The 13121-nt window shown below is 57.2% G+C and carries 11 protein-coding genes; 10 read left to right on the top strand and 1 reads right to left on the bottom strand.

All coding sequences use genetic code 11. From position 1 onward, the window contains the following. Positions 1-696 precede the first annotated feature (696 nt). The 4 genes from ACVWZF_RS09200 (at position 697) to ispD (ending at position 5034) form a co-directional block, all read left to right on the top strand. Complete coding sequence (locus ACVWZF_RS09200) at positions 697-2112, top strand: IctB family putative bicarbonate transporter (protein WP_011434246.1); 1416 nt, start codon at positions 697-699, stop codon at positions 2110-2112. Between the two features lie 151 nt (positions 2113-2263). Next, a complete protein-coding gene (locus tag ACVWZF_RS09195; RefSeq protein ID WP_011430352.1) occupies positions 2264-2602 on the top strand; it encodes a P-II family nitrogen regulator in 339 nt (112 codons plus the stop codon). A gap of 151 nt (positions 2603-2753) precedes the next feature. After that, entirely contained in the window at positions 2754-4166 is a 1413-nt protein-coding gene (locus ACVWZF_RS09190) for an ammonium transporter (protein ID WP_011434247.1), read from the top strand. A gap of 160 nt (positions 4167-4326) precedes the next feature. Next, positions 4327-5034, top strand: a complete 708-nt coding sequence (gene ispD, locus ACVWZF_RS09185; RefSeq protein WP_041437650.1) for a 2-C-methyl-D-erythritol 4-phosphate cytidylyltransferase — start codon at positions 4327-4329, stop codon at positions 5032-5034. A gap of 40 nt (positions 5035-5074) precedes the next feature. Here the strand turns inward: ispD and ACVWZF_RS09180 are convergent, their stop codons facing one another. After that, entirely contained in the window at positions 5075-5434 is a 360-nt protein-coding gene (locus tag ACVWZF_RS09180; RefSeq protein ID WP_148202775.1) for a DUF559 domain-containing protein, read from the bottom strand. 91 nt (positions 5435-5525) lie between these two features. Between ACVWZF_RS09180 and ACVWZF_RS09175 the strand changes: the two genes are divergently transcribed. The 6 genes from ACVWZF_RS09175 (at position 5526) to sufU (ending at position 12966) form a co-directional block, all read left to right on the top strand. Beyond that, the gene (locus tag ACVWZF_RS09175) at positions 5526-6743 is read left to right on the top strand and encodes an RNA-guided endonuclease InsQ/TnpB family protein (protein WP_011434249.1); all 1218 of its coding nucleotides are present in this window, start codon (positions 5526-5528) and stop codon (positions 6741-6743) included. 461 nt (positions 6744-7204) lie between these two features. Beyond that, positions 7205-8005: a precorrin-4 C(11)-methyltransferase gene (gene cobM, locus ACVWZF_RS09170; RefSeq protein WP_011434250.1), complete on the top strand. Its 801-nt coding sequence runs from the start codon at positions 7205-7207 to the stop codon at positions 8003-8005. Between the two features lie 188 nt (positions 8006-8193). Beyond that, positions 8194-10275: a tetratricopeptide repeat protein gene (locus tag ACVWZF_RS09165; protein WP_041436843.1), complete on the top strand. Its 2082-nt coding sequence runs from the start codon at positions 8194-8196 to the stop codon at positions 10273-10275. Positions 10276-10313: 38 nt separating this feature from the next. Further along, entirely contained in the window at positions 10314-11141 is an 828-nt protein-coding gene (locus tag ACVWZF_RS09160; protein ID WP_011434252.1) for a sulfurtransferase, read from the top strand. After that, on the top strand, positions 11099-12316 hold the full coding sequence (locus ACVWZF_RS09155) for an FAD-dependent oxidoreductase (protein ID WP_083757668.1): 1218 nt from the start codon (positions 11099-11101) through the stop codon (positions 12314-12316). The genes ACVWZF_RS09160 and ACVWZF_RS09155 overlap by 43 nt, the downstream gene beginning before the upstream one ends. Before the next feature lie 167 nt (positions 12317-12483). Next, positions 12484-12966, top strand: coding sequence for a Fe-S cluster assembly sulfur transfer protein SufU (sufU, locus tag ACVWZF_RS09150; RefSeq protein ID WP_011434254.1), 483 nt, complete (start codon positions 12484-12486; stop codon positions 12964-12966). Positions 12967-13121: the final 155 nt, after the last annotated feature.

The raw sequence follows: 13121 nt of genomic DNA, 5'->3' as shown, positions 1-13121 counted from the left end.
AAAGTTCTGTATTCCCACTGAAGAGGTTTCGTAGACCTTCTCCTACAGTTGAATTAGGAGCAGAGACTGCAGGGTTAAAGATTATGGATGGCATTGGCGAGTTTGAGTTTAAGGTGCAAATCTTAGCCCGTTGCATGGGATCCGCCCTGGGTCTGGGCCGTCCTACTCGTATTCAGATTCACTATTCCAACTCCAATTCCCAGAACGCAGTTAGAGCCAAGGAAGGTTGGTCTGGATCCCGCTTAGGCGATCAAATCCCTTCTCCTAATGCCGAAGGTGAAAGAGGATCTCAAGGTCAAGTGTTAGCCTGTGTTGCCTGAAGAATCTTTTGAGAATCGGTCTGTGGTAGGTCAGGAGATCTTCGATTGCGGCAATCCAACATTTGATTGAAGATTGAGATAGAGCTTTTTGTAGTTTTTCCTGCTGTTCTTCTTTGCTTTTTACAGAGACTTGTTCTTAAGATTGAAAACCTAACTTTGATAACTCTTCGGTGCGTTTTGTCTTGTAGAGTCTTGTGAGTCAGCCGGTTCTTTGTTTTTGTTGAGGGGTACTTTGTCCGGCTGGCGCGATAAGAAGTTGCGCTCTTCTTCGTTGTCTCTTTGCCTCTGGGGATATAAGCTAGAACTTCGTCCCACCGACACAATCGGAAGGTGACTTGGGGCGTATGAACTTGTGCCCAACAGGCTCCGGAGGGTTATGGAACGAGCAACGCAACTGTGGCAGGGTTTTCTGCTGCGCGACTTTCCCATCAAGGCTTGGCAGCAGGGGAGCCTTTTGGGCCGCCTATTGGGATCCCTGCAAAGTTGGGGGAAGAGCAGCATATTGGTTCAAACTTCCGACCGGATTGGCCTGGGGCTAGTGCTGCTCTACTGGATTTTCTCTGCGCAAAGCTCCACCGGCATCCTGGGCCTGATTTTGCTGGCTATGGCCGCTCTGGTGGGCCTGGGCACTTTGGTGGAAACGCCGATTGGGCTGCCGCTGCATCTGCCCCTGGTCCTTTTCTGGGGAATCGCCACCTTGGCAACGATTCTCTCTCCGGTTGCCTACGCAGCACGGGATGGCTGGCTGAAGTTGACTCTCTACCTGGCTGGTTATCTGTTGTTGCATCGTCTGCTGCGCAAACCCCAATTCCGAGATGGGATTGTGGGATCCCTGCTTTTGGTCAGCTTGGTGATGGGGATCCATGGCCTGCGGCAATACTTTTATGGGGCAGCAGAACTGGCCACCTGGGTGGATCCGGAGTCGGGTTTGGCGGGTCTGACGCGGGTGTACAGCTATCTGCGCAATCCAAATCTGTATGGGGGCTACTTGATCCCGGTCATTCCCCTGGGGCTGGCCGCCACTTGGATTTGGCCCAGTTGGGGGGCGAAACTCCTGGCCGGGTTTACGACGGCGGTGAACCTGATTTGCCTGTTGCTCACCTACAGTCGTGGCGCCTGGATTGGGGGGCTGGCCATGCTCACCCTGATGGCCGTGCTGTTGGCACAGTGGCATTCTGTCGATTTGCCAGCCCGCTGGCGGCGTTGGGCCTTGCCGGCCCTGTTGGGCGGAGGGGGGGCTGCTCTGTTGCTCGGGATCCTGACGGTACGCTCCCTGCGGCTGCGGGTGCAGAGCCTTTTTTGGGGGCGGTTGGATACCAGCAACAACTTTCGCCTCAATGTCTGGGCGGCGGTGCTGGAGATGATCCGCGACTTTCCCATCTTGGGGATCGGCCCCGGCAATGTTGCCTTTAACCGCGTCTATCCCCTCTACCAACGAGGCAACTTCAGCGCCCTTGGAGCCTATTCGGTGCCGCTGCAGCTCACCGTAGAGACTGGCTTCATCGGATCTTTAACTTTCGCCTGGTTCCTCTTGGTGCTCTGGGATCACGGCTGGAGATGCTGGAAAACTTTGCTCAACTTGCGGGATCCCCAGGGTCTGTGGGTGGCAGCGGGCTTGGCCGCTTGCACCGGCATGATGGCCCACGGCTTGGTGGATACCATCTGGTATCGTCCCCAGGTACAAATGCTGTGGTGGCTTGCGGTAGCGCTCATTACAGCCAGCTTGGCCTCTCTTAGCCCTCAGCCGCCCGTGGATGTTGGTGAGACCCCATCGGAGGCTTCCTCCCGTTAGGGTAGCTTAAGCTTGACCTTCCAGTCTTGACGGGAGCCAACCCAGAGTGGTAAGCATCTTCAGTAGGAGATAAAAAATGTATCCGTTTTTACAATTCACAGGTGTTGGTAGTGTTAGAAATTAGCGGAACTGTTCAGGGTGCAGGAGGCAGATGAAAAAGATCGAGGCCGTGATCCGGCCATTTAAGTTGGATGAGGTCAAAATTGCTTTGGTCAATGCCGGGATTGTCGGCATGACCGTAAGTGAAGTACGGGGTTTTGGCCGGCAAAAGGGACAAACCGAGCGTTACCGGGGATCCGAGTACACGGTAGAGTTCCTACAAAAGCTGAAAGTGGAGATCGTGGTCGAAGATGACCTGGTGGATACGGTGGTGGAGAAGCTGATTGCAGCGGCTCGCACCGGCGAAATTGGGGACGGCAAGATTTTCATCAGCCCCGTCGAAAAAACCATCCGCATCCGCACTGGCGAACTCAACCAAGATGCCCTGTAAGGAGGGATCTTTGGGGTTTGGGCTACCCGTCCTGAGCCTTGTGGGGGTTTGCTGCATGTCTCTTTTGCTATATACCTGATGAGATGTTCTTGCCCCACTTTCCGGGTAATGTCTTTTGAGAAGTACTGTCCCTTTAGGTGAGTCGAAAAGCATGAGTACAACAATGATCCAAAAGCTCAAGAGCCAGGTGCCCCAGTGGCTCTGGCGACCGGCCAGGTGGAGTCTGACTGCTGCTCTAATGGCTGCGCTGGTCTTTCTATTCGGCCAGGGAACTGCCTTTGCTCAAGAGGCCGAGGCAGTTCAGAAACACGCTGACATTGTTTGGACGATCGTGGCAGCAGCCTTGGTGTTCTTCATGCAGGCAGGGTTCGCCATGGTGGAGACGGGCTTTACCCGCGCCAAGAATGCCGCCAACATCATGATGAAGAACTTGATGGACTTCTGCATGGGCTGTTGCGCCTTCTGGTTCATCGGGTTTGGCCTCATGTTCGGCAACAGTGGTGGCTTGTTCGGCACCGACTGGTTTGCTTTTGGCTGGCAGCAGGCTTACGAGGCAGATGGCTGGCCCTTTACTTTCTTTGTCTTCCAGATGGTGTTTGCCGCCACTGCCGCCACCATTGTTTCCGGAGCCATGGCGGAGCGCACCAAGTTCTTGGCCTACTTGATCTACTCCATCGTTATTTCTGGGCTAATCTACCCCATCTCTGGGGGTTGGGCCTGGAACGGGCTGTTCGGCGACTACAACGGCGGCACAGCCGGCTGGCTGGAAAATCTGGGCTACATTGATTTCGCTGGATCGGGGGTGGTGCATTTGGTAGGCGGCGCTGCGGCCTTGGCAGGCGCCTTTGTGCTCGGCCCTCGCATTGGCAAGTACGGCCCTAATGGAGAACCGCGGGCGATCCCTGGCCACAACCTGCCGCTGGGGATGTTGGGGGTGTTTATCCTCGCCTTGGGCTGGATCGGGTTTAATGCCGGTTCCACCACTGCAGCCTCTGTCGATATTGGCTGGATTGCCATGAATACGCTGCTGGCAGCTTCGGCTGGAGCAATTGGGGCGATGTTCACCTCTTGGGTTCATTTTGGCAAGCCGGATATGACCTTTGCCGCCAACGGTGTCCTGGCCGGCTTGGTGGGGATCACTGCCCCTTGCGATAGCGTCCATCCTTTGGGTGCTCTGATCATCGGCTCGGTGGCCGGGATTCTGGTGGTGATTTCGGTGGTGATCCTGGATACGGTGCTGAAAATTGATGACCCGGTGGGCGCGATTTCGGTACACGGCACCTGTGGTATCTGGGGGGTGTTGGCAGCAGGGATCCCCTTCTTTGCCAATGCCAACTATGCTGAAGAGGTCACCTGGGCCCAATTTGGGGTACAAGTGGTGGGCGCTCTGTTCTACTTCCTCTGGCCCTTTATTACCTGCTTGATCCTGTTCTATATCCTCAAGGCTGTAACCGGCCTGCGCACCAGCGCCGAGGAAGAGATCGCCGGTTTGGATGTGGGCGAGCATGGCAACGTGGCCTACCCCGACTTCGTTACTGCTGCCACCGATTCGGAGCAATCTTGAGCCGTTGTGCTCGGTCTGACCTGGGGTTGCCGGATCGGAGCATTGCTGAACTGAGCATCAAATGAGCATCAAAAGGGAGGGTCAGGGCTGGCCCTCTCTTTTATGGCTTGTTGACCTCAAGCAGTACACTGGGATCCGGTTGAATGCGCTTTTGGATCCCATGCACCTTCTGATCCCGGCGGCTGGCAGCGGCAAGCGAATGGGAGCTGCGGTCAATAAGCTGTTGCTGCCGCTCTTGGGTCAGCCGATTTTGGCTTGGACGTTGCAGGCTGCGGATCAGGCCAGCTCCATCGAGTGGATCGGCATTCTCTCCCAACCCGGCGATTGGCCAGCCATCGAGCAGATCCTGGCGGCAATGGATCTGTCCACGCCGGTGCAGCTTTTACAAGGGGGGGCGACGCGGCAGGAGTCGGTTTACAGGGGGGTTGAGTATCTCTATAACCTGGGAACAGTAGAGCGGGTGTTGATCCACGATGGGGCCCGCTGCCTAGCTACCCCTAAGTTGTTCGATCGCTGTAGTGCTGCTTTGCAGCAGGTGGATGGTCTCATCGCGGGGATCCCTGTCAAGGACACGATTAAAGTCGCTGAGGCAGGCCCAAAAGGGATCCAAATTCAGTCAACCCCAGAACGCAGCCGGCTGTGGGCAGCGCAAACGCCGCAGGGGTTTCGCCTGTCGATGCTATGGCAAGCCCATCGGGAGGCTCTGGCCCAGGGTTGGCAGGTAACCGATGATGCAGCCCTATTCGAGAAGCTGGGTTGGCCAGTCTACATCGTCGAAGGGGAGGAATCCAATCTGAAGCTAACCACCCCCCTAGATGTGTTGCTGGCCGCACAAATCTTGCAGCAGCGTCTCGGACCAGCGCGTTAGCTCAATTCAATCCCGGTAGGGCCAGTCTCAACCTTGGGAATTAAAAGTAGGAAGGAGGAAATCTAGGTTCACTAAGAGCACTTTGATCACCCCATCTCTTGTGGTCCGTTGGAAATGAAAATGATAAGTCTGGCTGTTTAGAATCTAATGCACCCAAGACACCTGAAACCAAGCAAAAGATGAGATTAATGCACTTTTCACTTTCTTCATAAACTTGCCGTTCTGAGAACCGAACTACAACCCAGCCTCTATCCGCTAGATAAGCATCACGCTTACTTTGCTTAGGATCATTCACAGTATGGGCTGGCCTACACAGATTACCTTCAAGAAACCATGGCTCATCAATTTCAATGTCAATGAGTAAAACGAGTGATCTTTTTCCATCTCTAGATACCTGCATTGCGATATCAGCTAGAAATCGCAGGAGCCCCGCACTGTACCCGTAGGGTCAGTGTCGGGAGGAATGCGCTTTGATGAAGTACAATGAACTTATGAGCCAAGTCCTGACCATCTCCTGCAAGCTCAAGGTGTCCCAGTCGCAAGCCGCTAAATTGGACGCGACGATGGATGCCTTTGTGCAGGCACTGAACTGGGTCAACCAGAACACGCCGGAGAAGATCGTCAATGCGGTCAAACTGCAATCCCTTTGCTACTACGAGATTCGCGCCCGATTCGGCTTGTCTAGCAACTTGGCCCAACAGGTCTGCAGACGGGTGGCAGGCGCTCGCAAAGTGGCGAGACAGCGCAACCGTCCAGTTAAAGAGTTCAAGCGTAGGTTCGTTACCTACGACGCACGCATCTTCTCGTTCCGTCAAAAAGACTGGACGGTGTCGCTGACCACGGTGGAAGGGAGAGAACGCTTTGAACTGGCCATTGGCAACTACCAGCGTGGGATGCTGGCTGGTTCCAACCCCAAATCTGCCACCCTGGTCAAGCGCAAAGATGGCTCCTACTACATCCAGATTTGCGTAGAGAAAAAACCACCCAAGCAACAAGATACCGACAAGGTGATCGGGGTGGACTTGGGGAGGACAGATATTGCCCATACGTCAGAGGGGGACAACTGGAATGGACAGCAGTTGAACAAAGTCCGCGACCACTACTCCCGGTTGAGGGCGGTACTCCAACGCAAAGCCAGTAAGGGCACACGCAGTTCGCGGCGCAGATGCAGAGAACTGTTGCAACGGCTGTCTGGCAAGGAGAGACGCTTTCAGTCGCGTCAGCGTTGCGTAGCAAAAACGTGGGTCAATCATCGCATCTCCAAAGCTATTGTCTCTAGGGCAAAAGCTACCAACAGCGCTATTGCTCTGGAAGACTTGACAGGGATCCGGGAAAGGGTCAATCAACAACCCCGCAGCAAAACCGAAAGGCGCAGGGCCAACAGTTGGGCGTTCTACCAACTACGTCAATTTCTGGAATACAAGGCGAGGGTTGCAGGGGTTTCTCTGATTCTTGTGCCGCCTGCCTACACGTCGCAGACCTGCCACCGGTGTTTGCACATCCATCCCGACCCTGCGCAATCCTACCGCAGTGGCAAGTCGTTCAAGTGTGGGCACTGTGGATGGGAAGGAGATGCGGACTTGAATGGTGCAAACGTAATTGCGCTCTTGGGGGCTGCCGTAAACCAGCCTAGAGGTTCGGGCCTGTTTTGTTCTCTGGTAGAGCAGAGCAGGCTCAGGGCTACTGAAAGCCCGCTCCGTACCGCTTAGCGGTCGGAGCCGGGTAGTTTACGGGTATAGCACCGGACACTAGACTGCTCTATGCACCAGCACCAGTTGCCCATGCCGATTGCAGCTTGCCCATCAAAGGCTGGGGTAGCTCGGGTAGATTTGGCCTAACAGGGCGTTCCGGCATTCGAGGTAGTTCAGGTTCCGTTGGGCGCTCCGGCATCTGTGGCGGCTCCGGCTCCAGCGGACGGGCAGGCATCTGTGGCGGCTCCGGCTCCGGCGGGCAAGGTGGGAGATCTGGCCCCCTCAAGAGGAGAGCAATCGGCTGGGGTAAAACAACGTAGGGATAATAGTCTTCCCGAACGTACCTTAAGATGGGATGCGAGTGCCTGTCGTGATCTTGCATGCTTGAGCCTCCAGATAAGTTCCCTTGGAATCCAGTTTGAAAAGACTTTGGAAAAGGGATCTTCAAAGAGGCCCTTGAAGGGGTAGGAAGCAAGCAAATGCGCGAACCGACGTCGTGGCCTGTCTACATTGTCGGGGCTGGCCCCGGGGATCCGGAGCTGATTACCCTGCGGGGGCAAAGACTGCTGGCGGAAGCCGATGTAGTGTTCTACACAGGTTCTTTGGTGCCAGAGGGAGTGCTGGCCCATTGTCGCCCTGGGGTTGAGGCCATTGACACCCGCTCCTTCACGCTGGAAACGCTGCTGCCGCAAATTGTGGAACGGGTCAAGGCGGGGCGGCGGGTGGTGCGGCTGCAGGATGGGGATCCCTGCCTTTACGGCGCTCTGCACGAGCTGCTGATCCGGCTGGCGGAGGCAGGGATCCCTTTTGAGATCGTGCCGGGAGTAAGCGCCTTTCAATTGGCAGCCGCCCGTTTGCAGGTGGAGTTGACCATACCCAAGTTGGTACAGACGATTATCCTCACCCGCGCCAGCGGTCGCACCCAGGTACCGGAAGCAGAAGCCCTGGCCAGTCTGGCAGCCCACCGCGCCTCTTTGTGTCTATATCTGAGCGCCCGCCACGTAGAACAAGCGCAGGCAGATCTGCTGGCTCACTACCCCGCCGATACCCCGGTTGCCGTTTGTTATCGCTTGGGTTGGCCGGACGAACAGATCTGGCTGGGATCCCTGGCCGAGATGGCCGCCCTCACCCGGCAAGCCGGCTTAGAACGCACAGTGCTCTATCTCGTCAGCCCTGCCTTGAAAGGCTTGTCAAGCTCCAGGTCTGCCCGCTCGCGGCTCTACAGCCCTGACCACACCCACCTCTTCCGTCCCAGAATGGGCCGGCAGCCCCGTTTGTAACAGGCTCTTTCAGTATATTGACGGACTCCGGCAGATTGAGCACAATGAGGCAGCAAGATGAGGTCAGAGGCCTGGACTTCTGGCGAGGGGGTACTCGTTTTTGCCGAGAGAAGTGGATCCCTCTTGGATTGGAGTTGTTACAAGACCATTTTTTCACTCTCTAACTTAACTTTGCTAACTCTAACTTTATGGCTGGCTCATCTGCTGCTCGCAGCGTGGAAACCCTGATCAAGGCTCTGCAGAAGGCCCTGGCCCCCCTGCCAACCCGTTCGGCCCTGAAGCAAGATGCCCTTTACCTCATGGTGGATCTCCCACGGCAGGGGATGTTTAGCTGCTCTATGGTGTTGCATCGAGTTGCCAGCCAATTGGGGGGCTTGCCTGTGCAGGGAGTTAGCCAACTGGTGGTGTACGGTCGGCTTCAGGGGGAAACACAGCCGCAGTGGAAAAAAGTCTTCTACTTGTCCTCTGGGGAAAGCAGTGCCGATGCCACGCAGATTGTATTACCGGGCACCAAGATTTCTGAGATCAAGGTGCTGGAGGCCCAAAAACCTGTTGTGGATCCCGACCACAACTCCGATTTTCGCAAAGTTAAAACTCTGGGGGCACCGGTTCCCAAAATTCAGAAAGAGCGCTGGCCAGAAGCGGCTCCAAGCCAGGCCTCGGTTGGCCATGCCCCTTCCCAAGACGGGATCCCGACCCCTCTGCCTACAACTGCTCGCCCCAGTTCTCCTATCGACGTTCTGGCCAACTTTCCGACACTTGATCAATGGTTGCACAGGCCTGCTCTAAGGCCCTTCTTGGGGGGAGCTCTGGCTTTGTCTCTCCTGCTGGGGGCTGGGTTGGTGGTGCGCTCTTTTGGGCAAGCCGATGTTCCTGCCCGAGCCAGATCGCTGGGGCTGGGGATCCCGCTGTTGATCTTGGCTGCAGGGGGGGGCTGGCTGGGTTGGCAAGGCCGGCGTGCCATCAACACCTTTGAGCGGGAGGGATCCCAGGATCCCTTTACAGAAGGGCTGTCCTTTTTACAGGCCAATCCAATTCCTGAGGCAGTGGAGCGGTTTCAGGAGGCTGTGCGGCGACAGCCAGATCACGTAGAGGCCCACATTGAACTGGCCCATCTGTTGGCGAAAACCAACCGACTGCAGGAGGCATTGAGCCACTACCAACAGGCCAAACACCTGAACCCGAACTGGAGCGGCATCAACACCCACCTGGTGGAAACCCTGAAGGCTCTAGCACGGCAGTGGCTGGCCCAGCATCAGCCGGATGAAGTTCTGGCCCACTTACCCGAAGCATTCCCCCTCACCCAGGGATCCGCCCAAGCTGAGATCTATAGCCTGCTCGGCCAAGCCTGGGCAGAGAAGGGCAACTGGGCAGAAGCGTTGGCCCAGCAACAAAAGGCCCTGGGGCTGGATCCCCACTTCAGCGAGGCCCATCTTTGCGTTGCTCAAATTCGCCTCAAGCTGGGGCAATGGGACGAGGCCATCGATTCCTGTTGGGCTGCTTTGGAGTTGAATGATCGCCTGGGCCTGGGCCACGCCGTGATGGGACAAGCGCTGATGCGCAAAGGACAGCTAAAAGCGGCAATCGCAGCCTTCCGAACTGCTCTCAACCTGGATCTCGCTCCTGAGTTGGCAGCCGGTGTGCGGGTGGATCTGGGTTTGGCAATGGTGCATGCAGGTCATCTGGCTCAAGCCAGCCAAGAGTTCAGCCAGGTGATCTTCAATGGCCAGTTCAAAAGACAGCAGGCTCGCGCCTACTACGGCTTGGGCCTGGTGTTGGCAAGCCAAGAGCAATACAGCGAAGCTGTGAAGAACTACCGGCGGGCTTTGGAGCTGGCCCCCGATCTGCACGAAGCGATGGCCGCCATTGGCCTAGCCTACTTGGGGCCCAAACAACGGGATGCCTCTGGGCGCAAGTTCATCCAGCCTCAACAGTTGCAGCAGGCTATACAGCAGTTTGAACAGGCTTTGAAAGGAGACCCAGATCTGCCCGAAGCTCACTTTGGCATGGGAGAGGCGTCGCGCATCAAGGGGGATCTAACCTCGGCGGAGGCCAGCTATCGACGGGCCATTCGCAGCAATGGCAGCTATGGAGCAGCTCACTATCGTCTGGGATCCATCCTTGCCCGCCAAGGCAAGCTGGAGCAGGCCATTGAACACTTTCGCTCGGCTTTGGAAATCGCTCCCAACTTCTCCGAAGCCAGAGTGAGCCTGCAACGGCTTCTCTCCAAACAGATGGAAGAGGCCCATACCGGCCTACTCGTCCCGTAAGGTGGGATAGGATCTTCCAGTTAAGGTTCTCTCAACCCATGACACCAACGCCAGGTTGGGTGGTCAGCCCTGCAACCGCCATCCAGCTCATCCAACAAGGGGCAACGCTTCTGGATGCACGCAGTGCGGAATTGCAAGCCGACGGGATCCTGAAGGGTTCAATTCCGGTGAACTGGACGGAGTTTACTCAACCAGAGGCTGCAAACAGCGGCAAGCTGTTGGCAGATGATGCCCTTCTCACCGAAAGGCTGCAGGGCCTTGGCGTGTTTCAGGGGCGTCCGGTGGTGGTGGTGGCCGATCCGCTGCGGGGCTGGGGAGAAGATGGCTGGATCGTTTGGATGTTGCGCAGCTTGGGTCATCCCCAGGCAGTCATGGTGGACGGGGGCTATCCGGCCCTGGTGAAGGAGGGAGTGCTGACCACAACCCGACAAAGCGCCGACGAACCGCAACGGGGCGACTTTGTAGTGCAGCGAACCGACCGGTGGGAGATCGACCGGGACACTCTGCGGGCCAGCCTTGGCTCCGACCGTGTGGCCATCCTCGACAGTCGCGAAGCCCAAGAATACAAGGGAGCCACCCCCTATGGTGAGGCGCGCGGTGGACACATCCCCGGCGCTGTGCATCTCTACTACAAGGAGCTGATGGATGCGGCGGGATCCCTATTGCCGCCCGATGAAATTCACGCCCGCCTGCAAAAAGCCGGGATCCCTCCAGAAGCCGAGATCATTGCCTACTGCACAGCTGGGGTTCGCTCCGCTTGGGTCACGGTGGTTTTAACCCATTTGGGCCGGCAGGCCAAAAGCTATTCCGGTTCCATCCTGGAATGGGCAGCCGGGGATCTCCAGAAGTTCCCGCTCCAGCCATGAGGGGATCCCTGCCCACTGTGATCTTGGCCGGATGTGGCTATGGAGCCATCGACGCCTTGCGGGCGCTCAAAGGGCAGGCACGGGTGATCGCCATCAACCCCTATCCCTACAGTGTTAATTCAGGCATGTCCACGCGGCTGCTGAGTGGTCGGTTTTCTCTGGAGCTGGTGCGGATCCCTTTGCTGGAGCATATTCAAGCCAACGGCGCCCAGTTTTTGCCGGGGCGAGTCACCCACATCCAACCCGAAGCTCGAACCCTGACCCTGGAGAGTGAAGCCGGGATCCAAACTCTGGCCTACGACTATCTGTTGGTGAATGTGGGCCGGGAGTTGCGCCCCATCGATGGGATCCAACATGCCTTCACCATTCGACCGGCAGAACAATTGGTGGCTGCCCAAACCTGGATCCGGCAGTGCTGGCAACGGTCAGCCCAGGGGGATCGGACGCCGGGCCTGCTGACCTTTGTGGTGGCGGGAGGAGGCTGTACCGGCACAGAGCTGATGGGGGAACTCTACGATCTTTGCCGGGAAATGAGCGCAGAAACAGGGATCCCCTTGGCTCAAGCCCGGCTGATCTTGATCCATCGCCAGGCCCATCTGGTCGAGGGCTTCTCGGAACCCTTCCGCCGGGCGGTGGAAAGGGAAATCCGCCATCTGGGGGTGGAAATCTGGGCCGGATGTCAGGTGAAAGCCTTTGGGCCGGAGCAGGTGTGGCTCTCGGATGGCACCGAGTTGATAGCTCAGACCCGCCTGTGGGCAGGTGGCTTCCAGGTGCCGAGCTGGTTGAGCACCTGCGGCTTGCCAACAGGGCCGACGGGAGCCCTGCTCGTGGACAAATACCTGCGGGTGCAAGGCTCAGAGCACATCTTGGCGGTGGGGGACTGCGCTGACTTTGTTTGGGGATCCCGCCTCTTGCCCAAGATCGGCGTGTACGCGGTGCGCCAGGGGCCGATTGCAGCCCAAAACCTGCTGCGGCTCATCCGCGGCCAACCTCTGATCCCCTACCGACCGCAGGCCACGGTTTTTGTTTGTGTAACGGTGGGGAACCGCGTTGCCGTTGCCGAGAAAGGCAGGCTGGTCTGGCGCGGCTATGCAGCCACGGTGCTGAAGAACTTTTTTGATTGGCTGTACATGCGCAAACTTAAGCCCCTGCGCTGGCAGGAGTTTTTCTACTGACTCAAGCTCTACCAAGAACGGGGTTAAGATCAAAACCAGATGGGCCAGGTCGGGCTCGCTTCCCAAATCCTGAATATCTGAGAACTATGGCTATTCCCGGCGGCAATGGGCTATGAGCGGATCGACTTTTGCCGACCGGCCAGAGCAGCGACCAACCAGGAGCAACAATGCCTCTAGATAACCTGCGCGGACTCTATCAGCAAGTCATTCTGGAGCGGTACAAAAAGCCCCACAACTTCGGCAGAGTGGATCCCGTCCACCGCCACCAACGTGGCCACAACCCCTCCTGTGGCGACACCATCGACCTCACCTTACAACTGGATCCCAGCCAGGAGCGGATTGTCGATATCAAATTCGAGGGGGCAGGCTGTGCCATTGCCCTGGCTTCTGCCGATCTCATGGCGGATGCGGTGCGGGGGCGCACCATCCCCGAAGCTCTGCAGTTGGTGGAGCGCTTCCAAGCCATGATGCGCGGTGGCGAAGAGTTCCCGCGGGAGCAACGGGCTTTGAACGCCATGAAAGGGGTAGCCCAATTTCCAGTGCGCATCAAATGCGCCAACCTGGCCTGGCATGCGCTCAAATACGCGCTGGAATCGCCCGAACCCCAGGCCAATGGGTCGGCCTTTGTGAGCAACGAAAACACCGACTGACCAAAAGGCGCGGCAAGCCCCGTCCTTCAGGGCAGGGAAGGATAGCGCGAACCGTAGCCTATATCGTTGTCATCACGCATAGGTCAAGAATACGATTGAGCGGTGCAACGACTTCAAGCCTTCAAGTACGAATTGCTGCCCAACGGCCAGCAGGA

The sequence above is a fragment of the Thermostichus sp. OS-CIW-30 genome (assembly GCF_054060215.1).
The sequence above is the reverse complement of the archived record's forward strand: the minus strand, read 5'-3'. Positions and strand labels throughout refer to the sequence as shown.